Origin of the sequence: Bacillus sp. AFS012607, from assembly GCF_002558005.1 — a bacterium.
Taxonomy (GTDB): domain Bacteria; phylum Bacillota; class Bacilli; order Bacillales; family Bacillaceae_G; genus Bacillus_A; species Bacillus_A thuringiensis_S.
The window spans coordinates 400,485-424,706 of the sequence record NZ_NTVM01000010.1; the positions used below are offsets into that span (position 1 = coordinate 400,485).

Here is a 24,222-nt window from a genome sequence, read left to right on the forward strand (position 1 = left end):
AGTGGCATTTTCTTTTTATTGCTGAGAATTTAAGTGAAGGGTTGAAAGTTGTATGACATCAAATAATGAACGAGAAGATATTTCTCAATCTTTAAAAGTATTTATTGCATTATCTCGTGTACATCGTTCTGTTATGGATACTACAAATAAATCTATACAAAGTAACGGGTTAAATCCAACGGAATTTGCTGTATTAGAACTGCTATATCATAAAGGCGGTCAACCACTCCAGCAAATTGGTGAGCGCATTTTAATAGCCAGTGGCAGCATTACATATGTTGTAGATAAGCTGGAGAAAAAGGGATTAGTAAAGAGAATCCCATGCCCGAATGACAGACGTGTTATTTACGCGCAATTAACTGAGTCTGGCGAGAACTTTATTGCTTCTATTTTTCCGGGGCATGAGAAAGTTATACATCAGTCTTTTGAAATGTTAACGAAAGATGAAAAAGATGAATTACTTGATCTATTAAAAAAAATTGGGAAGTATGAAAAATAATAATATGTTCCAAAGGAGCTTTGGATAAATAAATCCAAGGCTTTTTTATTTGCAATGAACTCAGGGTAGTAACTGCCGAATTTTGTTGAAAATTAAGAGGGAATTCGGGAATACGTATTGAATTATAGTAAAGGTATGTAATGGAGAGGAGGCTCGTTCATGTCATTTAAAGACTATGAATATAAACGCCCAAATATTGAAGAGTTAAAAGAGAAATTTACTGTTGCTTTAGAGAAGTTTGATAACGCAAAAACTGTAGAAGAACAAAAACAAGTCATTAATTCAATTAATGAAATTCGCAACGATTTTGGTACAATGGGAAACCTTTGTTACATTCGCCATTCTGTTGATACGACGGATACTTTTTATAAGGAGGAGCAGGATTTCTTTGATGAATTCTCTCCAGTTGTACAAGGATATGGTACAAAATATTATAAGGCACTCATTAATTCTCCATTTCGTGAAGAATTAGAGGCGTATTATGAAAAACAATTATTTGCTCTAGCAGAATGTGATTTAAAAACATATTCAGATGAAGTCGTGAAAGATTTACAATTAGAAAATAAATTATCGTCGCAATATACACAGTTATTAGCATCTGCAAAAATTGACTTTGCTGGAGAAGAAAGAACGTTATCGCAACTGATTCCGTTTATGCAAGGAAAAGAAAGAAGCGAACGTAAAGCAGCAAGTGAAGCATACTACGGATTTTTAGCTGGAAATGAGGAAGAACTAGATCGTATTTATGATGAGCTTGTTAAAGTGAGAACGAAAATCGCAAAATCTTTAGGTTTCAAAAACTTTGTTGAACTTGGATATGCAAGAATGTACCGTACAGATTATAATGCGGAGATGGTGGCTAATTACCGTCAGCAAGTGCTGGATTATATCGTTCCCGTTACAACGGAATTAAGAAAGCGACAACAAGCACGTATCGGTGTAGAGAAGTTAGCTTATTACGACGAAAACTTTGAGTTTGCTACAGGGAACCCAACTCCAAAAGGAGATGCGGATTGGATTGTTGATCATGGAAAGACGATGTATAAAGAGTTATCGGCTGAGACAGATGAATTTTTCAATTTCATGCTAGATAATGATTTATTAGATTTAGTTGCGAAAAAAGGAAAAGCTGGTGGCGGATATTGTACATATATTGAGAATTATAAAGCGCCATTTATTTTCTCAAACTTCAATGGAACATCTGGTGACATTGATGTATTAACACATGAAGCAGGTCATGCTTTCCAAGTATATGAAAGTCGTAAATTTGAAATTCCAGAATATAATTGGCCAACATATGAAGCGTGTGAAATCCACTCTATGAGTATGGAATTTTTTACATGGCCATGGATGAAGCTATTCTTTGAAGAAGATGCAGATAAATATTACTTCTCTCACTTAAGTTCAGCACTTCTGTTTTTACCTTATGGCGTATCAGTTGATGAATATCAACATTATGTATATGAAAATCCTGAAGCATCACCTGAAGAGCGTAAGACAGCATGGCGTAACATAGAGAAGAAATACTTACCGCATCGTGATTATGAGGATAATGATTATTTAGAGCGCGGTGGTTTTTGGCAACGTCAAGGGCATATTTATAGTTCACCTTTCTATTATATTGATTACACGCTTGCTCAAATTTGTGCGCTACAATTTTGGAAACGTGCAAGAGATAATAGACAAGAGGCGTGGGAAGATTATGTGAATCTGTGCCAACAAGGTGGAAGTAAATCGTTCTTAGAATTAGTAGAAGTTGCAAATTTAACATCACCATTTGCTGAAGGCTGTGTGAAAAGTGTTATTACAGAAATTGAAGCATGGTTACATGCGATTGACGACACAAAATTGTAAAAAACATGCGCTTTTTTTCACATGTTTAACATCGACATAATGGGAAAATGATGAGATAATAAAAGAAAATTCAGAATACTAAAGAGGTGTTTCTAATAAGGAGCACCTCTTTTCACCAACAAAAGGGGGGAACAAGTATGCTTCAATCTAATATGGATGTGAGTTTAGAAAGTTTAGTAAACTCATTACAGTCTACCCGAAGCACGCTATTATCAGAAATTGAAATGTTAAATGATACAGAAGTGAATGTAAAGCCACGCCGTGATAAATGGAGTATTACTCAAATTTTACACCACTTGCATTTAGTTGAACAATCTGTCACGTCTGCCCTTGTATATGCTTTACAAAAAAACGAAAGAAACATGACTCCATTTAAAGACCTCCAACTTACGCTTGATCGCACACATAAACGAGAAGCTCCTCAGCAAATGCAACCAACAGAAACTTTAATGAAAAAACAGCAAGGAATTCAATTACTAGAACATTCACGACAAGAACTATTACACGCGCTTCATAGTGTTATAGATGAAAAAGATCTATTTGAAAATGGATTAAAGCATCCTGTTTTTAATGATCTGAATTTGTATCAATGGGTTCAATTTCTTGATTTGCATGAACAAAGACATCTTACGCAGTTAAAAGAGGCGAAACATGCAATTTTGCAACGCTAAAGTGGAAGAAGTGGGAAACCACTTCTTTTTTGATATGTGCATAGTTTTCTTTCTTATTTTGGAATACTACATGGAGAAAGAAAAGAAGGAGTTGAAAAAATATGTCTAAGAAGAAGCGAGAAGAGGAGCGCGCCTGGAAAGCGCGTAAAGAAAATCAACAACCGCACGGAAAAGTGAAAGCTTTTGCTGAATTAGTTGAAGGAACAGAAAAAACGTGATGATTATTTCATCACGTTTTTTGTATGAGTGGAAAAGTTAATAAAAAGGTTGTACCGATTCCTTTTTCACTTATAATATCAATTTTTCCGTTCATAGCTTGAACAACACTGAATACGACCATCATTCCAAGTCCAGTGCCTTTTTCTTTCGTTGAATAGAAAGGCGAACCAAGACGTTTTACTTGTTCTGAATCCATACCGATTCCTGTATCTTTTATATATAACTGAATATGCTTATGATCAGGAACTAATGTGAAATAAAGATCACCGCCTTTTGGCATAGCCTCAATGCAATTTTTTAAAATATTTAATAAACATTGATTTAGTTTTTGTTTTTCTCCAGCGATAAAAAAAGAAGTGCTTTGCTTTATATAATGAGTACGTACATTTGTTAAATTAGCAAGCGGTGTAATTAACGACAATGCATGTAGTAATTCTTCTTCTAACTGTAATGTTTGTTCTTTTTCAATGCTTGGTTTGGCAAAAGTTAAATAATCTGTAAGAACATGATTTGCTTGTTCGATGCCGTTAATGGCAATGTCGATATATAATTTTCGTTCCTGCTCAGTGCATGTATCTGATTGTAACAGTTGTAAAAACCCTTTCGTTGAAGTTAATGGATTGCGAATTTCATGAGAGATAGACGCTGCCATTTCACCAATTAAATGAAACTTTTCAGCATTTATAAGTTCGTTTTGGAGACGAACTTGAGTTTGTAATATGTGTAGTAAATATAAAATTAGGATCGTACCAAGCATTGAACATAACTCATATACAATAATATGCGGTATATAATCAGTCTTATTTGTAACCTTTGAAAGAAAGAAAGGTATCCAACTAAATCCGTATGTGAGACTGTAGATAATAGCAAGTGTTATTTTTATACGATTAGAAGTTCGATTGAAAAATTTATATGTTAATAGTAGAACAATAAATAGAAGAACAGAACCGATAAGAGATGGGAAAACACCTACCCCACCTAATAGTAAGCGATATATGTTTAATACAACTAAGATAGAACCACCAGCAATAGGCCCTCCCGTTAATGTACCGACAATTAATACAATATGGCGCATATCAAATTGAAAACCATTATTTGTTTTTGCTGCAAATGTAATACAGAGTACGGTAGCGAGGCAACACAATACAATAAATATAGCTGAATTTAATTTAGGAGAGCGTTTCCCTTTTTGATTCCAAAATAAATGATATACGAGCATTGTAATAAGGATGAATAATATATTTAAAAAGAGATAAATAATAAAGGATTTCAGTGGGATGCCTCCTCTCTTCTTATATTAAATTAATCATACTATAAAATGAAAGAAATGAAATAATAAATAGCGGAAAAATCAGAAATTTTTACGCTAGTATACAATATGTTACAATAAGCTGTGTCAATGAAAGAAGAAATTCCGTGCACCGCGCGGGAGAGGTTCGCGAACTCCCTCTATAAAAAACTATGGAAACAACAATATCCTTAGGTATTGTTTTGTTTTTTTATTGTGACAGTTCAAGAACGTTCTTTCTTCTTATTTATAGTAGAGAAGGAGAATGAGTGAAATGAAAAAAGAAAAAGCAGTTGTTGTTTTTAGTGGAGGACAAGATAGTACAACATGTTTATTTTGGGCAATAGAGCAGTTTGCAGAGGTAGAAGCTGTAACTTTTAATTACAATCAACGTCATAAGCTAGAAATTGATTGTGCAGCGAAAATTGCAAAAGAGCTAGGAATAAAGCATACGGTACTAGATATGAGTCTATTAAATCAACTTGCTCCAAATGCGTTAACGAGAACGGATATGGAGATTACACATGAAGAAGGTGAATTGCCATCGACATTTGTAGATGGACGAAATTTACTCTTCTTATCATTTGCTGCTGTATTAGCAAAACAAGTTGGAGCACGTCATATTGTAACGGGTGTATGTGAAACTGATTTCAGTGGTTATCCAGATTGCCGTGATGTGTTTGTGAAATCGTTAAACGTTACTTTAAATTTATCCATGGATTACCCGTTTGTCATTCACACGCCACTTATGTGGATTGATAAAGCTGAAACATGGAAATTATCAGATGAACTTGGAGCATTTGAGTTTGTTCGAGAAAAAACATTAACATGTTATAACGGAATCATTGGTGATGGTTGCGGTGAATGTCCAGCGTGCCAACTTCGTAAAGCAGGATTAGATACGTACCTACAAGAACGCGAAGGAGCGAACAACTAATGGATAATTTCTTTGGATTTCGCATCGTAGAAAATTTGCAAAAAATGGACAAGGATATTCAGCGTAAACAGCTCAAATACCATAATAAAAGAGTAATGGTCAGCAAGGAATTTACATTTGATGCAGCACACCATTTACACTGTTATGAAGGGAAATGTAAAAACTTACATGGTCACACATATAAAGTTGTATTTGGAATTAGTGGATATGTAAATGAAATAGGACTTGCAATTGACTTTGGTGATATAAAAGAGATTTGGAAGAATGAAATCGAAATTTATTTAGATCATCGTTATTTAAACGAAACGTTACCTGCAATGAATACGACTGCTGAAAATATGGTCGTTTGGATTTATGAAAAGATGGCAGAGGCACTAACTAAAGAGAATCGAGTGAACGAATATAAAGGAGCTCGCGTAGAATTTGTTCGTCTATTTGAGACGCCGACTAGTTATGCGGAAGTAAGACGGGAGTGGATGCTCGATGAGTAAAATCCCTGTCTTAGAAATATTTGGTCCGACTATTCAAGGTGAAGGAATGGTTGTAGGGCAAAAGACAATGTTTATCCGTACGGCTGGTTGTGATTATAGCTGCGCTTGGTGTGATTCTGCTTTTACATGGGATGGATCAGCTAAAAATCAAATTAGACAGATGACAGCAGAAGATATTTGGGATGAGCTTGTTGCAATTGGAGGAGAAAAATTTTCTCATGTTACGATTTCAGGCGGGAATCCGGCATTGCTGAAAAATATTGAGTTTCTTCTTTCTATATTAAAAGAAAATGGAATGCGGACGGCAATTGAAACTCAAGGGAGTAAATGGCAAGATTGGTTACTTCAAATTGATGAAGTAACAATTTCTCCAAAACCACCAAGTTCGACGATGAAAACAGATTTTCAGAAGTTAGATGCTATTATTCAGAAACTAGCAGGAAAAGATATTAGTTTAAAAGTAGTAGTATTCGATGATCATGATTTTGAATATGCAGTTAAGATGCACGAACGTTATCCAGATGTACCATTTTTCTTGCAAGTAGGAAACGATGATACAAAAACAGTGGATGATGCAATGCTTATTAAAAAATTATTAGATAAGTATGAGTGGCTGATTGATAAAGCTGTAAATTGTAAAGAGATGAATGATGCAAAAGTATTGCCCCAGCTTCATGCGTTAGTATGGGGAAATAAACGCGGCGTATAATGAGAAGGGATGTTTAAAATGACAGGAAGATTAGATGAAGATTTAAAAGATGTAACATTACTAGGAAATCAAAATACAAAATATTTATTTGAATATAGCCCAGAAATATTAGAGGTATTTGATAATAATCATCCAAACCGTGATTATTTTGTAAAATTCAATTGTCCTGAATTTACAAGTTTATGTCCGAAAACAGGACAACCAGATTTTGCAACAATTTATATTAGCTATATTCCAGAGCAAAAAATGGTAGAGAGTAAATCTTTAAAGTTGTATTTATTTAGTTTCCGCAATCATGGTGATTTCCACGAAGATTGCATGAACGTTATTATGAACGATTTAATTAAATTAATGGATCCACGTTACATTGAGGTATGGGGGAAATTTACACCACGTGGTGGCATTTCAATTGATCCATACTGCAACTACGGTCGCCCGGGGACGAAGTATGAACAAATGGCTGACTACCGCATGATGAACCACGATCTATATCCGGAAACAATTGATAATCGTTAATAGAAAGAAAGGGCCTGNNCAGGCCCTTTCTTTCTATTATATTATGCATTTTGATTAATGACAGTATAGTTTTTATGACTTACAACTGTAAGAGGTTCCATATCTAGTTCTCTAAAATTCTTCATAATTGTTATATCAACAATAACAGAGTTTTGATTTACTTTTTGAACACGGCCTTGCATTCCACCTTTAAATTCGATGATATCTCCAGTTTCTGCGATCTGCATAAGCAACTCTCCTTGTTACAGTTTTCCCAAAAAAAGAATAAATTTGGGTTTTTTTATTTCCTCCTATTTTGAACCATATTTCCTACTTTGTAAATGTTTCCAAAGTAAAAATTCGAAAAAAATTCACTTTTTGTAAGAAAATATGTAGAAAATCCATGTTATTTGAAAAAATAGCAAAAATGCGGAAATCTTTATATCGAGGTATAATGAAAAAGTAGAATAACCTGCTGAAGTGGGAGAAATTAGAGGCGGTAAAATGATGTTTGAATTTGTGGGGAGTGTTATAGCTTTAATTTTATTTTTATTTTCTTATATGCATTTAAAAAAGATTCGTCAATATGATACGAATACATATTTTGATGGGATGGATGGTACCCATGCTTCGATAACACATGATAGTGGTGGGGAGATGTAAAGGTATATAACTTTCTTTTCTTGCGTGGTATGATATTTAGAACTAGTGCATAATAGAGTTCGTAAGTGATGAATGGAGAGTGAAAAGAATGAAGATTTCTTTTATTCGTCATGGTTGTTTAGGTCGTATAAGAGAACCGATGACAATTAATTCATTTCACGAATGGATGAAACAGTATGATTCCGAATCAATGATACAAAAAGCTAAAATGCCGATAGAAACAATAGAGGCAATTGAAGCAGCGAAATTTGTCTTAACAAGTGATCAAAGGCGTGCTGTACAATCAGCAGCTGAATTGACAGATTCTTTATCTTTTATGCAAAATTCTCTTTTTAGAGAAGCTGAAGTTCCTTCATGCTTTTTTGCTCCGAAGTGGTTGAAATGCACAATTAAGGTATGGATGTTCATTGGACGAACATTATGGATACTTGGCTACCATAAAGATGTTGAGTCTTATAAGGAAGTAAGAGAGAGGGCAAGGCAAGCGGCTTACCTGTTACATCGTTATGCTCTCGTACATGGAAGTATTGCTCTTGTAGGTCATAAGTATTTTAATTCGATGATTGGAACGGAGCTGAGGGCAATGGGATGGTCTGGTTCTCCTATTTTGCATAGAAAGCCATGGGGATGTACAACATATACGTTTCACGAGGCGATGGATGGAAATATATTAAATACGAATTTAACATAAAAGCACACGATTTATATAAATCGTGTGCTTTCTTTTTAAGATATAGAAATTTTGACGTTTAATGTTTTTACGAGATGAGCATAAGGTTCGCCTACTAGCATAACAATTTCATCTTTTTTATAACCTAACTTTTCGTATAGTGAATAGGCGCGTGTGTTTTCTAAATTAACAAGTAAAGCGATTTTTTCATGCCCTTTTTCAGTTGCATAGATTTCGGCAGCTTCAATTAATTTAGAACCTATACCTTTTCCGCCGTGTGCACTTGAAACTGATAATGTATCAATGTAATACTCATCAAGCTCAGCTTCTTTTTCTAACGTAATTGATTCATCTTTATGTAATTCTCTTAAGTGATGTACAATTGGTGCGTCAAGCTGTGTTGCTTCACTACCGTGATAAGCGACAATAATTCCAACTGCACTCTCGTCTTGTTCATAGACAAAACAGTTTTCGTAGCTCAGACGGTTATTTTCTTTTGAGAACCATGTCTCAAGTCCTAGTAATACTTCTGCTTTAACTGTGCTACCTGTGATTTTTTCAGCAATTTCATGCAGAGCATTATACAATAAAGGAGCTATTGCCAGTGCATCTGTCTTTTTTGCTTTCCGAATCATAGTATCCCTCCTAGTTCTATTTGTATATTGTAGCATAGTGGTATGGAACTTTGCATAATTGAATGCCGAAATGTTTGATATAGAGAAGTAGCTATGTTAGTATATGATATTTAGTGGACATATAGTAAAACGATATTGTTTGCGAAATAACGAAAATAAAATCATGGCATAACAACGAGATAAAATGAAACGTTAATCAGTAAGACTTTTGTTCATTCCACGACTGATTAGTAGCCAACACCAATCGGACCGCCTGCAAATAGCGGGATAATTTTACAGTTGTTGACCTATAGAATATACGATAAAATAAAATATTGCAGAGAGGTGAAATACATGGATAAAGAATTAGCAAATACAATTTTAGATCAGCTGAAAAATGGTGAAATAACGGAGTATGTTGTTACGAAAGATGTATTTTATACGTTCAGAGAAGTTGTTGTAAATAGAGAAGACTTTAAGCATTTCATTGGTAACGCACAACGAGGCGGGCAAGTGATTTATACATATTCAGAAACGCCACGTTCATAAAGGGGAATTTTGATCAGCAGGGCATCCCTCACTGATTAGTAGCCGACACCAATCGAACGTTTAATGCGGGATAAATAAAAGATAAAGGAGAGGGGAATTATGGGCGATTTTAAACAAGGCATTTTACCACATTGGGATTATATGTGGAAAGATAGAGCCGGCAATAGATTTATGGGAATGGTTATGTATCCAGAGAAACGAAAATGTTCAGCAAAAATGCTTCAGAAAATAAAAAGAGCATATGAAGAAGCGATAGAAATTAAAGTAACTGTACAAGTTCAACATACATATCAGTACGTAGAAGGAATGATTGTATACTTTGATGAAGAAGCTCCTGTATGTACAATGCTTGATAAAGATGAAAATCCACATCACATATTTGTAAAAGATATTTTGCGTATTGAGCACTCTGAATAAACTTTTCATAAATAAATTGAAGTTCCATAATAATAATCTTTTTCTATAATAGTTATCTTTTAGTATGTAACGAAAAACGAAAGTATATGTATAATATATTTAATAAGGTAAATTTGATAAATGTAATCGTTTTTTAGAGCAGATTATAGTTTCATATCTGTTCTTTTTTGCGTGATGCTGGAGAAATATATTTCTTCAGCATCTACCGTTTTATGACAAAATATATTGTTAACTTTTTTTAAAATAAGATTAAATTCGTTGACAACTTTTTTGAAAAGCACTTTATTGACATGAGTTTTAGAATGTTGTTTCATAGTCATTGTATTGAAAAAAAACGGCTATCATGTCGAAAAGTAAAAGTTAAAAAAAGAAAGAATTTATACATATATCTTGTGTCTTATTTTGAAACGTAATACAATATATAGAGAAATCAAGAACAACATATAGAGAATATAGATTTGAGAGGGAGGGTCGGAAATGTTAGTTGCATATGATTCTATGACAGGAAACGTGAAGCGTTTCATTCACAAATTAAATATGCCGGCCGTTCAAATTGATGAAGATCTAGTAATAGATGAAGACTTTATTCTTATTACGTATACAACAGGTTTTGGCAATGTACCAGAACGTGTTTTAGACTTTTTAGAGCGCAATAATGAAAAATTAAAAGGCGTATCTGCAAGCGGCAATCGTAACTGGGGAGACATGTTCGGTGCAAGTGCTGACAAGATTTCTACTAAATATGAAGTGCCTATTGTATCAAAATTTGAGTTATCTGGAACAAATAACGATGTAGAATATTTTAAGGAAAGGGTGCGGGAGATTGCGACACATTGAACTGAATAATGAAATCACGCAAATGCAGGACGGTTTTTATCAGCTTCATAAAGATAAAGAGGCATTAGAAGTCTTTATGGAAGAAGCTAGAGAGAATACCGTTCCTTTTAATAGCGTGGCAGAGCGAATGGAGTATATGAAAGAACATGATTACTATTACAACGTTCTGGACGAGTATAGCTTGGAGGAAGTAGAGGGAGTATATAACATCGCTTATGGTGAAAACTTCGAGTTCCAATCTTATATGGCAGCATCTAAGTTCTACAAAGATTATGCGTTAAAAACGAATGATCAAAAACAATACTTAGAAAGCTATGAAGATCGTGTAGCAATTGTGTCATTATACTTAGGACGCGGTGATGTTTCGAAGGCAAAACAATTCGCAAGCATGATTGTAAAACAAAACTACCAACCAGCGACACCAACCTTTTTAAATGCGGGAAGAAGCAGAAGAGGAGAAATGGTGTCTTGTTTCTTGTTAGAGATGGACGATAGCTTAAATTCAATTGGCTTTAACATTAATACTGCGATGCAATTATCGAAAATCGGCGGGGGAGTAGCCTTAAACTTATCTAAGCTACGCGCACGTGGTGAGCAAATTAAAGGTATCGACAACGCTGCAAGTGGTGTAGTGCCTGTTATGAAATTGCTTGAAGATTCGTTTTCATATGCGAATCAGCTTGGCCAACGAAAAGGTGCCGGCGCAGTATATTTAAACATTTTCCATTGGGATATTATTGAATTCCTTGATACAAAAAAAATAAATGCCGATGAGAAGAGCCGTATTCAGTCTCTATCAATCGGAATTATCGTTCCAAGTAAGTTCTTTGAGCTTGCTGAGAAAAACGAACCTTTCCATGTTTTCGCGCCTTATACGGTTTATAAAGAATATGGCAAGCATTTAGATGATATTGACATTGATGAAATGTACGATGAATTAATGAGCAATCCGAAAGTGAAGAAGAAGCCACTAGATATTAGTGCACGTGATATGCTTATTAAAATCGCTATGATTCAGCTTGAGTCTGGTTACCCATACTTAATGTTTAAATCAAATGCAAATAATCAACATCCATTGAAGGATATTGGAACTGTGAAGATGTCGAACTTATGTACAGAAATCTTCCAGCTTCAAGAAACTTCAGAAATAAATGATTACGGTACAGATGACATTATCCGTCGTGATATTAACTGTAACTTAGGATCGTTAAATATCGTAAACGTAATGGAAAATAAAGAAATTCGTGAAGCAGTTCATGCGGGAATGGAAGCTTTAACAGCTGTTTCTGATATGACGATTATTCCGAATGCACCAACTGTGAAAAAAGCAAATGACGAGCTTCATTCAGTTGGACTTGGAGCAATGAACTTACACGGATATTTAGCAAAAAATAAAATCGCTTATGAAAGTGCAGAAGCGAAAGAATTCGCTCGTACATTCTTTATGATGTTAAATTACTATTCTATTGAGAAAAGTATGGAAATCGCTACAGAAAAAGGCGAGACATTTAAAGACTTCGATAAATCTGATTATGCGAATGGCACATACTTCGAAAAGTATGAAACGACAGATTACAGCCCAGTAACTGAAAAAGTTCAGCAACTATTTGAAGGAATTCATATTCCGACAAAAGAAGATTGGACAAGTTTAAAAGAGCAAGTGCAAAAGAATGGTTTATACAACTCATATCGTCTTGCCATTGCTCCAACACAATCAATCAGTTACGTTCAAAATGCAACTTCAAGCGTAATGCCGATCGTAAGTCAAATCGAATCAAGAACATATGCGAACGCGACAACATATTATCCAATGCCGTATTTATCAAAAGATACGTTCTGGTACTATAAATCTTCTTACGATATGAATCAGTTTAAATTAATTGATTTAATCGCAGAAATTCAAGAACATATTGATCAAGGAATTAGTACAATTCTTTACGTTAATAGTGATATTTCAACACGTGAATTAGCACGTTACTACATCTATGCACATAAAAAAGGCTTAAAGAGTCTGTATTATACGAGAACACGTAAATTAAGCGTGGAAGAGTGTGTGGCTTGTACCGTTTAATATAAAAAGTGAGACATGATGAGCAGGGTTTTCTGAACCCTGCTCATGCTTAGTTATCATATTTAGAGAAGGGGCGATTTAATGCGTGCGGTAAACTGGAACAAAAAAGAAGATGATTTTAGTTTAATGTTTTGGAAGCAAAACATCGCTCAGTTTTGGACAGAAGAAGAAATTGCGGTTTCGTCTGACAAAAATACTTGGGTGCAATTATCGAAAGAAGAGCAAATTGCTTATAAGCGTGTATTAGGTGGTTTAACACTTTTAGATACGAAACAAGGTGGCGAAGGAATGCCACTTGTACTTGTTCATCTTGAAAATTTACAAGCTAAAAGTGTATTAGCTTTCATGGGAGCTATGGAAGAAGTACATGCGAAGAGTTACAGTCATATCTTTACAACGTTAGCTACTGAAGAAGAAATTGATGATATTTTTGACTGGGTAGACAATCATCCATTACTTGAGAAAAAGGCCGGTATTATTACTGGTTACTATCGTCGTTTGTTAAAGCCTGACGTAACGAAAAAAGAGCTATATATGGCAATGGTAGCAAGTGTGTTCTTAGAAAGTTATTTATTCTATAGTGGATTCTTCTATCCGCTTTACTTAGCTGGTCAAGGAAAACTAACAGCAAGTGGTGAGATTATTAACTTGATAATTCGTGATGAGTCAATTCACGGCGTATTCGTCGGTATTTTAGCACAACAAATCTTCGCAGAACTTTCTGCAGAAGAGCAACAAGAAGTGCAAAAAGAAACACAAGAGTTATTAATGGAACTATATGAAATTGAAATGGCTTATACAGAAGAAATTTACACTTCTATCGGTCTTGTAGAAGATGTAAATCGTTTCGTTCGTTACAATGCGAATAAAGGGCTTATGAACTTAGGACTTGAGCCGAAGTTTGAAGAAGAAGAAATTAACCCAATCGTTTTAAATGGTTTACGTACAGATACGAAAAACCATGATTTCTTCTCTGTAAAAGGAAATGGTTACGTAAAAGCAACGAACGTTGAAAAGTTAGCTGACGATGACTTCGTGTTTAACTTTTAATATAGGATTATAAAGAAAAGCTGTCTTATTCATTGATAAGACAGCTTTTCTTTATAATTTTGTTTACATAACACTATTATTTCTATATAGCGATTTATGTTTGGGAAGTTCTATTCGGTTAACGGATAGAACTTTTTGTAATTAAATGGGTATTTACAAACTTTTTGTATCAGTGTATTATTTAACTAGTACACCGATACAAAAGGAGGGAAGAAATGAAAATAGAGTTTTCTCCAAATATACCAATTTACATTCAGGTAATGGAATACATAAAAAAAGAGATCGTAACAGGACAGTTATTGCCTGGTGATAAAATTCCCTCTGTCCGTGAATTAGCGAGTGAATTACAAGTGAATCCAAATACGATTCAGCGTACATTTCAAGAGCTAGAACGGGATGGAGTTGTTGTAACACGTAGAGGAATGGGACGGTATGTAACGAATGAAGGGGAGAAAATAATGGAGCTGCGAAAAGAGATGGCGAAAGAATTACTTCATTCTTTTATAGATGGAATGGAAAATTTAGGTTTTTCAGAAGAAGAAATTCTTACAATTCTTCGTTCTTCATTGCATGATAAGAGGGAGGAGAGCCAATGACAGAGCTATTAAAAATAGAAAACTTATGGAAGAGATACGGATTAAAAGCAGTGATCCGTGAATTAAACATAGAGATTACGGAAGGGAAAATCGTTGGGCTTGTTGGAGATAACGGGAGCGGGAAAACGACGTTATTGAAAATGATTGCAGGCTTGCAACACCCTTCTGAAGGCAGTATCACAATAGACGGTAAAAAGGTAGGATTACAGACGAAAGAAATCGTTTCATTTATGTCCGATAAGCCAATCTTTGATGATTGGATGACTGTAAAAGACGCTTTATTTTTCTACCGGGATTTTTATAAAGACTTCGATATTCAAAAAGCGGTAGATACGATTGCAGAATTTAAAATACCGCTAGAAGAAAAAATTACAGCATTGTCAAAAGGTATGGTTGAGAAGCTGCAGATTATTTTAACGTTTTCTCGAAAAGCGAAGCTATATGTACTAGATGAGCCATTGGGCGGGATAGATCCTCTTTCTAGAGAACATGTATTGGATCTAATTCTACAGTTCTATAGGGAAGATTGTACGATATTAATTTCCACTCACTTAATAAATGAAATTGAAAATATTTTTGATGAAGTGATCTTTTTAAAAGATGGAGAAATGGTTCTATATGAAAATGTAGAAGAAATTCGTTTTCAGAGAGGAAAAGCAGTTCATGAATTGTTTAAGGAGGTGTTTAGTAAGTGAAGTCAGTACTTTCCTATTTATGGAATGTAAATAAGAAAAGATATATTGTTACTTTTTTATTCTTTGTGCTAATTGAAGCTGTGTTATTTTCACAAATGATTGTAAGAAAAAGTGATGCGGCTATCAGTAGACAAGAGGGTATATTTGGAATCATTATGATTATATTTTTCTTTTATATTGTTTATATGTTTATACAAACAATGAAATCATATTCACGCTTACTAACTAATCCAATGTTACGACTTACAGCAATATCTGGGAAACAATATGTAATTTCTATGCTTATTTTCTCATTTATCGCAATGGCTATATGGTATGGGATATGTGGAATTCTTTTCTACGTAAGTTATGTATTAGCTTTTCCTACGACTTCTGTATATGTAGAAGCAAAAGAGATTATGCAAGTAGGCATAATTAATAATTTAATATATACGATAAGCGATTTATTTGAGTTTTTGTTTAGTGTTTTACAAATCATATTGGTAATTACTCTAGTAAAGTTACTTACGAAAAAGAAAAAGGCGCAAAATATACTAATCGTTATTATTTTCCTAGTAATAAATATAGCGATTACTTTAGCGACAACCTTGCTAGGAAAATTAGCTCCAGCTTTCCAAGTATTACGAAGAGTAGAATATCATAGTGAAAGCAAGAGTCTGTTTATTAATATGTTTCAAGAAAATGGATTTAACATTTTTAATATAAGTTTCATGGTAATGGTTAGTGCTCTAATAATATATGTAATTGCTTACATAGTCGATAAAAAACTAGAAGTCTAAAGGAGGAATCAGCATTGGGAAACGTAGTAGTAAAGTTAGAGAATGTTCGAAAAAGGATTGGTGGAACGGAAATTATTCGTGGTTTATCATTTGAGGTTCGTGAAGGAGAAGTATACGGATTCCTTGGGCCGAACGGTAGCGGTAAGACGACGACGATCCGTATGATGACAGGTCTTATTTCAATGACAGAGGGCGATATTACAATTTGTGGACATAGTATTCGCTCGGAGCGTGAAAAGGCACTAGAGCAAATTGGAGCGATTGTAGAAAATCCTGAACTATATGATTATATGACAGGAATGCAAAACTTAAAGCATTTTGCGAACATGGCCATCACTCCAATTAGTAAAGAGCGCATTGCTGAGATTGTAAAGCTTGTTGAATTAGAGCATGCGATTCATAAAAAGGTGAAAACATATTCACTTGGTATGAAACAACGTTTAGGAATTGCACAAGCATTACTTCATCAGCCGAAAATCTTAATTTTAGATGAGCCGACAAATGGATTAGATCCAGCTGGTATTCGCCAAATTCGTGATTATTTACAACGTTTAGCGAAAGAAGAGAATATTGCTGTAATCGTATCAAGTCACTTATTGAGTGAAATTGAATTAATGTGTGATCGCGTTGTTATTATTAAACAAGGTGAGTTTGTACAAGAGTACAACTTACATGAAAAAGTGAAGCATGATGAGGCAGTCGTTGTGGCGTTTGAAGTAGATGAAGTTCAGAAAGCGAATGAAATTATTAAAGGTAAAGCAAAAGGGAATGTGATTGTAGCATCTGTAACAAAAGAAAACATTCCGCAACTTGTCAAAAAACTTGTTCATGCTGATGTGCTTGTATACGGAGTTACTGTTCAAAATAAAACGTTAGAGGATGAGTTCTTAGCGATTACTGGGGGAGTGAAAGCGTAATGTTTAAATTAATTCAAAATGAATTTTTAAAATTACATGCGAAAAAAGGTATGTATATTTTAATTGGTGTCATTGCTTTATTGGAGATTTTAGGAGCTGTAGTACTGGCGAAATGGGGTGAAGCTGGTAGTTTAAGTGGATCTTACTTAGATTTTGTAAGTTCAGATATCGGCTTAATTATGATATTCACAACGATTTTTGGAATTACAACAGCTTCTCGTACAATTACAGATGAATTCCAAAAAGGAACGATTAAACAATTATTAATTCGTCCAAGAAAACGAATGACAGTTTTATTTTCTAAATATATTACAGTGTTATTAACGATGTTATTTATTGTATTTGCTAGTACGTTAATTGCCATGATTATTGGATTAATTGTAATGGACGGTAGTAAAACTGAATTAACATTAGGAATTGTTTTGAAAACAATATTATATCAGTTGCTATCGCCATTTTTCTTTGCAACACTTGCATTTTTCTTAGCAAACGTATTTAGAAAGTCTGTATTACCATTAATTATTACGATGTTCCTATTATTCTTACAAGGAGCAATTAATATGGCACTAATGATGTTTGCAAAAGGTGTAGCGAAGTTTGTAGTATTCTTCCATTTGGATTTAAGAGCTTACGACAGTAATAAATTAATTAGTGGTGGAGTAGAACCAACATTTACAGAATTTACGTTTACAACTTCATTATTACTTGTAGCTGCATACTTTGTTGTGTTACTTGTAGCATCAAGTGCATTATTCCAAAAACGTGACGTATTATAATAAAAGAAATCCCCGCTTGTAAAAACGGGGATTTTTATTACATAAATTTCACTTGGATTGCAACTTGAAGAACAGCGATATGGTATTTTAAGAGCCATGCTGTTTGAAATGATTTGAGAAAAATAGGAAGGATTTCAACTAGATTCATATTGTAATTTAGTTATCCAATTATTTATAAGGAAAGGACGCCTATAAAATATTGATTCAAGTTTTACTTTATTTTTTACTATCTTTGGGGGTGTTTCATGTGCACTATGCATTTTCAAGTATAAGGCTACGTAGCTTTTTTGGATGGATGATTATAGGGGTGTTCCTTATAATGATACCATTAGGTCTAGCAAATGTTTCTGAGAATACGATGGAGGTTATTTCACAAATAACTGTATTTTTTGTATTTCCGTTACTTTGGCTATACGTAAAAACAAATAAAAATAATGTTGTATTTAACAGTTTTTTTGATAAGCCAGGACGTTTATCTTGGGGATTAATTGTATTAGCAACGATAATGGGGATGATTTTTTCAGTTGGCATATCTCAGATTCAATTTTACATATTAGCACATACGTTACCGAATTTCTTAGTTACTATGCTAGAAGACGGAAATGTTATTAATACGAGTAACGTATATATGACGATATTTACTTTCATTTCAGCATGTGTGTTAGCACCTATTATGGAAGAGGTTATTTTTAGGGGATTTTTCTTACAGCGAATGGCTCATAAATGGGGAATTAAAAAAGCTGTAATTATATCTTCAATTATTTTTGGCCTAGGACATTTTGATGTTATTGGTGCGTTCATGTTTGGTGTCGTTATGTGCCTTTTATACATAAAGACAAAAAATATATGGACGAATATAGCTGTGCACGCTCTAAATAATTTGATTGCAACAAGTATGCAATTTTTCGGTGGAGAAGAAAGTGGTACAATCTCAATTACTGAATTACAAGCGCAAAGTAATTTATGGATTGGTATCGGTCTTACAGTTGTTGGATTACTATGGTTAATTCCGTATGTTTGGAAACAATGGCGTACAGTAAAAGAAGTTGGCGTGCCACCAGTACGTTTTATAAATGAGCAAAAAGTAGTGAATTCATCACAAGAAAATGAAGTGTATAGTCAAGTGATCGTAACCGATAGATTGATGGCCATAGAGTTACCAGATGAGGTTGTAAATAAGCTTCGGTTAGAAGAAAGTGATTATGTAACAGTATCAGTAGAAGAAGATAAAATCGTTATAAAGAAAGCACATAATAGATAATTAAAAAGTAGCTCCTTAGGAGCTACTTTTTAATTTGTAATAATTTCTATACGAAAATTATTACCGTTCTTTACATATTTAATATCTGTAACAGTACGGACTGTCTTTAAAATCTCCACTTTTTCACCAATTCGCGGGATGGTCGGAACATTGTCCCAAATACCAAGCAAGTCATCTAATTGTGCCGTTTTTTCATAAAACCAGATTTTCAATGTAAAGCCCCTTTCTCGAACTTTATGTATTTTAATACATAATATATTATTTTTATTCTTATTGTAAGGGGTTTTTTTATATTTTATGAATAAAAATAAATTAATCTTCTGGGAAGATATGTTCAATATCAGGAGTAAGAGATACTTCTGATAATACGATATGAGAAACTGTCGTTGCATATGAAGAAACATCATTGATAAATTCTTCAAGTTCAACGAGTGAAGGAACAGAAATTTTTACAATGTAGCATAAGCTTCCTGTTACTCGGTAACAAAAACTTGCAGATGGATAAGACTGAATAAACTGTTGCATACGTGTTGTATCACCATTTTTTAAAGTGATTTCTAAAATACAATCTAAAACTAGTCCTGCTTTTTTATAGTCGATATCGATTGTATATTTTTGAATAACGCCTTCACTTTCAAGTTTACGAACACGTTCTGCAGTAGACGGAGCAGATAAGTTTACTCGTTTCGCCAATTCACGCATAGAAAGGCGACTATCATTATATAATTCATTTAAAATTTTTCGATCAACACGGTCTAGTTGCATTTGTAAATATACCTCCAGTAAAATAATGATTTTTGTAAAGGGAAAATATAAATTAAGATTCATATGAAATGTAAAGTGAACGTTATTTATTTTACAATAAAACAGAAGGAAATAGGAGGGGGAAATGATGGAGAGAATTTCATTATCAAATGTAGGAGATACAAAGTTTCAAAAGTTATTAGGGCATAATTCGGATATATTACATTCGTGGAGTACGTTAGAGGATACACTGTACAATAAAGGAATTCTTTCAGCAGAGTTGAAGGAGCAAGTGAGAAGAACATTAGCGTATGGGAATGAATGTCCGTACTGTATGGCAAAGGGAAGACCTGATGATGTGCAAAAGGCAGAGGAGATTGGTGTAGCCGTTACTTTTGCGCATACATTTGTTCATGACCGAAAAGCGATAGATGATACTATGTTTCACGCATTAAAACAATATTGGACAGAAAAAGAAATTGTAGAGCTTTGCGCCTATGTTTGCTTTATTACTGCGTCACAACAACTTGGTTTTCTATTTCAATTACAGCCAAATTAAGGAGGAAATGATGACAAATCAAATAGCACTTATCATAATCGATGTACAAAAGGCATTTCAATTACAAGATTGGGGCGAGAGAAATAATATTTTTGCTGAAGAAAACATGAGAATTTTGTTAGCAGAATGGAGGAAAAGGAAACGACCAGTTTTTCATATTCAACATGTAAATAAAGAAGATGCTCGGTCAATGTTTTATGAGAGAGGGGAAACGGTAAACTTTAAAGAAGAAGTGCAACCACTACCTGGTGAAGTGGTTATTCAGAAATTCGTTAACAGCGCGTTCATTGGGACGAATTTAGAAGAGCAATTAAGAGAGGACAAATGTAATGCAGTAGTAGTTGTAGGATTAACGACAAATCATTGCGTGGAAACTACGACACGAATGGCAGGGAATTTAGGATTTACAACGTATTTAGTGAGTGATGCAACGGCTACTTTTAACCGTAAAGGTTTAGATGGTAAAGAGTATAGTGCAGAAGATATTCACAATATGACACTTGTAAATTTACATGAAGAGTTTGCTACGATTGTGACGACAAAAGAAGCATTAAAATTATTTTGAAAAAATAATTGCGAATTATGTAGAAAAAAATAAGAATATTTCGTATAATCTAAGTACAATCATTTTGAAATAGGGGTGGCATCATATGGAGCAAATTTCAGTAAAGAAATTAGAAGAGGTACTTGTTGTAGCAGGGGATGATAAACAGAAGCAAAAGGAATTTTATGAATTGCTCTTATCTACTGAGTTTTATGTTGCTGGTTCACTAGAAGCAGAGGACGGGGCAACAGAAGGAATACTTCGTTTGCGTCATTTCCAAGGAGAAGGTAGATGGATCGTTCCGTTCTTTACACAAATGGAATTTGTAAAAGATGTGTTGCCAGAAGGAACGCCCCTTATTACGATACGTGGGAAAGAGTTATTTGGTAGCATTGAGAAAGATGCTACAGCTGTATTAAATGTTGGCACTGATATAAGTAAAACATTTATTCCAGAAGAAATTGCAGATATCGCATCTGGACGAATTTTTAATTATTATAAGTAAAAGGAAAAGCGTAATCGCTTTTCCTTTTTAATTTGAACATGGAGTGGCTATACCAGAAGAAATAGAGACTGTTTTATTATTTGTGTTTATTGTCGCTGTAGCTCCAAGTGGAATACCGATGTTTGGACTTATATGTCCAATTGGTAAACCGAATAGGACAGGTATATGATATGGCGCGAAATATTCATATAATATTGTTTGCAATGATTGAGATGGCTTTGAAGGAGTGCAGTCGTGACAACTTGTGAAAATAACGCCCCTGCATTCATTAAACTTTCCAGATAAAAGTAGCTGATTTAACATACGGTCAATGCGGTACGGTTCTTCACCAATGTCTTCAAGTAATAAAAGTGTATTGTCCGTATTTATCTCGTAGGGCGAGCCAATTATACTTGTTAACACAGCTAAATTTCCTCCAACTAACGTACTTGTAACTGTACTGTGAGAGCTAGGTACGATACATTCTGATGCAGATAAAATGGTTGAATACGGATGGAATAGCTGATTAAAAGAGGATAAAGATAGGGAATCAATACCTTTTCCTAGTTCTTCAATCATCGGACCATGAAATGTTATAAGCTTTGCATAACGTGAAACAGCAGTATGTAAAGCTGTAATATCGCTATATCCCCAAAAGATTTTTGGATTCTGCCTAATAACTTCATATTGAATGTGAGGAAGAAGACGAGCACTTCCATAACCACCTCGTGCACAAAAAATTGCCTTCACTTCATTATTTGTAAATGCTTCATGTATATCGTCAAGCCGAACTTGATCACTTCCGGCTAAAAATCCATATTTCTCGTAAACACTCTTCCCGATTATTACGGATAACCCCATCTCTTGTAATACATTCACACCTTTTAATACATTTTCGATTGTAGGTGGACCAGATGGTGCAATAATCATTACTGTATCACCTTGTTTTAATGCATTTGGATAAATCATTAAGCTCAGCCTCCTTATCTTTCAATATATTCGCTTCATATGAAGTTCAACCCTTGCAAAAGCAGGGGAAAGCTTATCAAATAAAGAAGATATAAGGGAAATAGGAGGGAAAATGATGTTTACAAGTCGAGTAACAGACATATTAAAAATTGAGTATCCCGTTGTTCAAGCCGGTATGGCAGGCGCGATTACGACGCCAGAACTCGTTGCAGCAGTAAGTAATAGCGGAGGATTAGGGACGCTTGGAGCGGGCTATATGAGCCCAGAACAAATTTGTGAAGCGATTTATAGAATAAGAGAACTAACAGATAAGCCTTTCGGTGTTAATTTACTTGTAACGAAAGAGATACAAATAGAAGAAGAGAAGGTAAATGAGGCGAAAGTATTACTAAGCGGAGTGAATAGAGAATTAGGTATAGAAGTAGAAGGAACGTTAAAGCTTCCAAAAAGCTATAAGGAACAATTACAAGTGCTATTAGATGAAAAAGTACCGGTCGTTAGTTTTGCATTTCAAACGTTAGAAAAAGAAGAAATAAATGATTTAAAAAGAAGTGGAATAAAAGTTATCGGAACAGCTACCCATGTGAAGGAAGCGAAAGTACTTGCCGAGCTAGGAGTAGATATTATTATCGGACAAGGTAGCGAAGCAGGAGGGCATAGAGGAACGTTTATTGGGAAAGAACGAGATGCTATGATTGGTACTTTTGCGTTAGTACCTCAGTTAGTAGAAGCTGTTCCGCATATCCCAATTGTCGCAGCAGGTGGTGTAATGAACGGACAAGGGCTTGTTGCGGCATTGGCACTAGGAGCAGAAGGTGTTCAAATGGGATCGGCCTTTTTAACAAGTGAAGAGAGTATTACGCACGATGTGTATAAAGAAGCGGTTTTACATAGTACAGATACGAGCACAACGGTAACTCGTGCGTTTTCCGGGAAATATGCACGGGGTATCCGGAATGAATTTATAGAGAGACATGAAGGAAAAGAAGAAGGGCTTCCGATGTATCCAGTGCAAAACGTATTAACTTCTAAAATACGCCAAGAGGCAGCGAAGCAAAATAAGGAAGAATATATGTCACTTTGGGCAGGACAGGCAGCATCGTTGGCACGAATCGAATCAGCTCAGCATGTAGTGGAGCGAGTTATGAAAGAAGCGGAGAATGCAATCGAGCAATTACAAAATATATACAAAAAGACCACTTGAGTAATTCAAGCGGTCTTTTCATTAGTTTGCTTTATAAAATTGTTGGATGGCTTCGTCGATGTAAACCCAGCCTTTCCAACCTAAGTGCATATGATCTTTTAAGAAGTATTTATCGTATTCATGATTTGAGAAGTCGGCAATTGGATAACCAGCTTTTTCGATTTGCTCATGAACTTTCTTATAGTATGCTTCACGGCGTTCTTTCGGGAAGCCAGCGTAGTCGTACCAAGGACCTTTGACAGGAACAGAAATGAAGAGCGGTTTTGCACCAGATTGTTTTAATAAATCAAGTACAATTTGTAAATCTTCATATTCTGGCGATTGGTCATAAGCATCATTTTTTAAGTAACCTTCACGTTGCTTTAATTTTTTCTTAATTTTGCTATTGAAATAATCATCTTCAATACCGTATTCATTAGATCCAGATTCTACTGCACCTGTTTGATCCGCATGTTTACGAGCCTCTTCCCAGTTCATTTGTTTTAATGAAGGATCAAGCTTTTCTTTGTGCGGTTTAATATTAAACATAGCTGTAAATAAATCTTTACGATCTAAAATGTTACGATAAATATAAGCGAAAGGTTTAGCAGCAAGTGCTTTTACTTTATACTTCGTATCATCATAAGCAATGCCTTCAAGCGAAATTTTTAATAAAGTTTC

32 protein-coding genes and 1 riboswitch are annotated in these 24,222 nt (G+C 34.5%); of the genes, 25 read left to right on the forward strand and 7 right to left on the reverse strand.

Annotation, left to right across the window (positions count from 1 at the left end):
• The first annotated feature begins 52 nt into the window (after positions 1 to 52).
• The 4 genes from CN409_RS12435 (at position 53) to CN409_RS32330 (ending at position 3,242) form a co-directional block, all read left to right on the forward strand.
• Entirely contained in the window at positions 53 to 499 is a 447-nt protein-coding gene (locus CN409_RS12435) for a MarR family winged helix-turn-helix transcriptional regulator (RefSeq protein ID WP_000203336.1), read from the forward strand.
• A gap of 159 nt (positions 500 to 658) precedes the next feature.
• Positions 659 to 2,353 carry a M3 family oligoendopeptidase gene (locus CN409_RS12440; protein WP_000008588.1) on the forward strand — a complete coding sequence of 565 codons (1,695 nt, stop codon included), beginning with the start codon at positions 659 to 661 and terminating at the stop codon, positions 2,351 to 2,353.
• 137 nt (positions 2,354 to 2,490) lie between these two features.
• Positions 2,491 to 3,024, forward strand: coding sequence for a DinB family protein (locus tag CN409_RS12445; RefSeq protein WP_000941975.1), 534 nt, complete (start codon positions 2,491 to 2,493; stop codon positions 3,022 to 3,024).
• Between the two features lie 101 nt (positions 3,025 to 3,125).
• Positions 3,126 to 3,242, forward strand: coding sequence for a DUF6254 family protein (locus tag CN409_RS32330; RefSeq protein WP_000038355.1), 117 nt, complete (start codon positions 3,126 to 3,128; stop codon positions 3,240 to 3,242).
• Between the two features lie 11 nt (positions 3,243 to 3,253).
• Here CN409_RS32330 and kinB read toward each other — a convergent pair whose 3' ends face one another.
• Positions 3,254 to 4,462, reverse strand: a complete 1,209-nt coding sequence (gene kinB, locus CN409_RS12455; RefSeq protein ID WP_002083096.1) for a sporulation sensor histidine kinase KinB — start codon at positions 4,460 to 4,462, stop codon at positions 3,254 to 3,256.
• 206 nt (positions 4,463 to 4,668) lie between these two features.
• Positions 4,669 to 4,712, forward strand: a riboswitch (PreQ1 riboswitch).
• A 93-nt stretch (positions 4,713 to 4,805) separates the two neighbouring features.
• On the opposite strand from kinB, the gene queC reads away from it, so the two are divergent.
• From queC to queF, 4 genes are read left to right on the forward strand one after another with little or no spacing between them, the layout of a single operon-like run.
• Positions 4,806 to 5,468: a 7-cyano-7-deazaguanine synthase QueC gene (gene queC / locus CN409_RS12460; RefSeq protein ID WP_000711598.1), complete on the forward strand. Its 663-nt coding sequence runs from the start codon at positions 4,806 to 4,808 to the stop codon at positions 5,466 to 5,468.
• Positions 5,468 to 5,959, forward strand: a complete 492-nt coding sequence (queD, locus tag CN409_RS12465) for a 6-carboxytetrahydropterin synthase QueD (protein ID WP_000368414.1) — start codon at positions 5,468 to 5,470, stop codon at positions 5,957 to 5,959. Before queC ends, queD begins: the two co-directional genes overlap by 1 nt.
• Positions 5,952 to 6,668 (forward strand): 7-carboxy-7-deazaguanine synthase QueE, encoded by a 717-nt coding sequence (gene queE, locus CN409_RS12470; RefSeq protein ID WP_000036303.1) that lies wholly within the window; start codon positions 5,952 to 5,954, stop codon positions 6,666 to 6,668. Before queD ends, queE begins: the two co-directional genes overlap by 8 nt.
• A gap of 18 nt (positions 6,669 to 6,686) precedes the next feature.
• Positions 6,687 to 7,184 (forward strand): preQ(1) synthase, encoded by a 498-nt coding sequence (gene queF, locus CN409_RS12475; RefSeq protein ID WP_001986050.1) that lies wholly within the window; start codon positions 6,687 to 6,689, stop codon positions 7,182 to 7,184.
• A 41-nt stretch (positions 7,185 to 7,225) separates the two neighbouring features.
• Here queF and CN409_RS12480 read toward each other — a convergent pair whose 3' ends face one another.
• Complete coding sequence (locus CN409_RS12480; RefSeq protein ID WP_001165082.1) at positions 7,226 to 7,411, reverse strand: YkvS family protein; 186 nt, start codon at positions 7,409 to 7,411, stop codon at positions 7,226 to 7,228.
• 259 nt (positions 7,412 to 7,670) lie between these two features.
• Between CN409_RS12480 and CN409_RS31820 the strand changes: the two genes are divergently transcribed.
• Entirely contained in the window at positions 7,671 to 7,826 is a 156-nt protein-coding gene (locus CN409_RS31820; RefSeq protein ID WP_002083105.1) for a hypothetical protein, read from the forward strand.
• Between the two features lie 88 nt (positions 7,827 to 7,914).
• Positions 7,915 to 8,517: a phosphoglycerate mutase gene (locus CN409_RS12490; RefSeq protein ID WP_000703092.1), complete on the forward strand. Its 603-nt coding sequence runs from the start codon at positions 7,915 to 7,917 to the stop codon at positions 8,515 to 8,517.
• Positions 8,518 to 8,552: 35 nt separating this feature from the next.
• Here the strand turns inward: CN409_RS12490 and CN409_RS12495 are convergent, their stop codons facing one another.
• Complete coding sequence (locus CN409_RS12495) at positions 8,553 to 9,131, reverse strand: GNAT family N-acetyltransferase (protein WP_000619541.1); 579 nt, start codon at positions 9,129 to 9,131, stop codon at positions 8,553 to 8,555.
• Between the two features lie 333 nt (positions 9,132 to 9,464).
• Between CN409_RS12495 and CN409_RS12500 the strand changes: the two genes are divergently transcribed.
• The 11 genes from CN409_RS12500 (at position 9,465) to CN409_RS12555 (ending at position 19,058) form a co-directional block, all read left to right on the forward strand.
• Entirely contained in the window at positions 9,465 to 9,659 is a 195-nt protein-coding gene (locus CN409_RS12500; protein WP_000356686.1) for a hypothetical protein, read from the forward strand.
• A 99-nt stretch (positions 9,660 to 9,758) separates the two neighbouring features.
• Positions 9,759 to 10,076, forward strand: a complete 318-nt coding sequence (locus tag CN409_RS12505; RefSeq protein ID WP_000502199.1) for a hypothetical protein — start codon at positions 9,759 to 9,761, stop codon at positions 10,074 to 10,076.
• A 477-nt stretch (positions 10,077 to 10,553) separates the two neighbouring features.
• Positions 10,554 to 10,913, forward strand: a complete 360-nt coding sequence (gene nrdI / locus CN409_RS12515; RefSeq protein ID WP_000959447.1) for a class Ib ribonucleoside-diphosphate reductase assembly flavoprotein NrdI — start codon at positions 10,554 to 10,556, stop codon at positions 10,911 to 10,913.
• Positions 10,900 to 12,984: a class 1b ribonucleoside-diphosphate reductase subunit alpha gene (nrdE, locus tag CN409_RS12520; RefSeq protein ID WP_001215843.1), complete on the forward strand. Its 2,085-nt coding sequence runs from the start codon at positions 10,900 to 10,902 to the stop codon at positions 12,982 to 12,984. Before nrdI ends, nrdE begins: the two co-directional genes overlap by 14 nt.
• Before the next feature lie 81 nt (positions 12,985 to 13,065).
• The gene (nrdF, locus tag CN409_RS12525; RefSeq protein WP_001203024.1) at positions 13,066 to 14,034 is read left to right on the forward strand and encodes a class 1b ribonucleoside-diphosphate reductase subunit beta; all 969 of its coding nucleotides are present in this window, start codon (positions 13,066 to 13,068) and stop codon (positions 14,032 to 14,034) included.
• Positions 14,035 to 14,249: 215 nt separating this feature from the next.
• Positions 14,250 to 14,630 carry a GntR family transcriptional regulator gene (locus CN409_RS12530; RefSeq protein WP_000687507.1) on the forward strand — a complete coding sequence of 127 codons (381 nt, stop codon included), beginning with the start codon at positions 14,250 to 14,252 and terminating at the stop codon, positions 14,628 to 14,630.
• A complete protein-coding gene (locus CN409_RS12535; protein WP_000137741.1) occupies positions 14,627 to 15,325 on the forward strand; it encodes an ABC transporter ATP-binding protein in 699 nt (232 codons plus the stop codon). Before CN409_RS12530 ends, CN409_RS12535 begins: the two co-directional genes overlap by 4 nt.
• Positions 15,322 to 16,104, forward strand: a complete 783-nt coding sequence (locus tag CN409_RS12540) for a hypothetical protein (protein WP_000843922.1) — start codon at positions 15,322 to 15,324, stop codon at positions 16,102 to 16,104. The genes CN409_RS12535 and CN409_RS12540 overlap by 4 nt, the downstream gene beginning before the upstream one ends.
• A 14-nt stretch (positions 16,105 to 16,118) precedes the next feature.
• Positions 16,119 to 17,021 (forward strand): ABC transporter ATP-binding protein, encoded by a 903-nt coding sequence (locus CN409_RS12545; RefSeq protein WP_000528821.1) that lies wholly within the window; start codon positions 16,119 to 16,121, stop codon positions 17,019 to 17,021.
• Entirely contained in the window at positions 17,021 to 17,797 is a 777-nt protein-coding gene (locus tag CN409_RS12550; protein ID WP_000475436.1) for an ABC transporter permease, read from the forward strand. Before CN409_RS12545 ends, CN409_RS12550 begins: the two co-directional genes overlap by 1 nt.
• A gap of 247 nt (positions 17,798 to 18,044) precedes the next feature.
• Positions 18,045 to 19,058, forward strand: coding sequence for a CPBP family intramembrane glutamic endopeptidase (locus tag CN409_RS12555; protein ID WP_002162875.1), 1,014 nt, complete (start codon positions 18,045 to 18,047; stop codon positions 19,056 to 19,058).
• 29 nt (positions 19,059 to 19,087) lie between these two features.
• Here CN409_RS12555 and CN409_RS12560 read toward each other — a convergent pair whose 3' ends face one another.
• Positions 19,088 to 19,270, reverse strand: a complete 183-nt coding sequence (locus CN409_RS12560; protein WP_000707106.1) for a DUF3913 family protein — start codon at positions 19,268 to 19,270, stop codon at positions 19,088 to 19,090.
• 100 nt (positions 19,271 to 19,370) lie between these two features.
• Positions 19,371 to 19,823 carry an Lrp/AsnC family transcriptional regulator gene (locus CN409_RS12565; RefSeq protein ID WP_001175498.1) on the reverse strand — a complete coding sequence of 151 codons (453 nt, stop codon included), beginning with the start codon at positions 19,821 to 19,823 and terminating at the stop codon, positions 19,371 to 19,373.
• A 127-nt stretch (positions 19,824 to 19,950) separates the two neighbouring features.
• Between CN409_RS12565 and CN409_RS12570 the strand changes: the two genes are divergently transcribed.
• From CN409_RS12570 to CN409_RS12580, 3 genes are all read left to right on the forward strand, one after another.
• Complete coding sequence (locus CN409_RS12570; protein WP_000439752.1) at positions 19,951 to 20,361, forward strand: carboxymuconolactone decarboxylase family protein; 411 nt, start codon at positions 19,951 to 19,953, stop codon at positions 20,359 to 20,361.
• Positions 20,362 to 20,371: 10 nt separating this feature from the next.
• Positions 20,372 to 20,926: a cysteine hydrolase family protein gene (locus CN409_RS12575; protein ID WP_000184442.1), complete on the forward strand. Its 555-nt coding sequence runs from the start codon at positions 20,372 to 20,374 to the stop codon at positions 20,924 to 20,926.
• An 85-nt stretch (positions 20,927 to 21,011) separates the two neighbouring features.
• Positions 21,012 to 21,410: an SseB family protein gene (locus CN409_RS12580; RefSeq protein WP_000435265.1), complete on the forward strand. Its 399-nt coding sequence runs from the start codon at positions 21,012 to 21,014 to the stop codon at positions 21,408 to 21,410.
• Positions 21,411 to 21,437: 27 nt separating this feature from the next.
• Here the strand turns inward: CN409_RS12580 and CN409_RS12585 are convergent, their stop codons facing one another.
• Positions 21,438 to 22,358, reverse strand: coding sequence for a S66 peptidase family protein (locus CN409_RS12585; protein ID WP_000640066.1), 921 nt, complete (start codon positions 22,356 to 22,358; stop codon positions 21,438 to 21,440).
• Between the two features lie 115 nt (positions 22,359 to 22,473).
• On the opposite strand from CN409_RS12585, the gene CN409_RS12590 reads away from it, so the two are divergent.
• Positions 22,474 to 23,562, forward strand: coding sequence for an NAD(P)H-dependent flavin oxidoreductase (locus CN409_RS12590; RefSeq protein WP_000495271.1), 1,089 nt, complete (start codon positions 22,474 to 22,476; stop codon positions 23,560 to 23,562).
• A gap of 21 nt (positions 23,563 to 23,583) precedes the next feature.
• On the opposite strand, the gene dltD is transcribed toward CN409_RS12590, so the two are convergent.
• The coding region (gene dltD / locus CN409_RS12595; protein WP_097981895.1) for a D-alanyl-lipoteichoic acid biosynthesis protein DltD at positions 23,584 to 24,222 on the reverse strand (639 nt) is incomplete at its 5' end.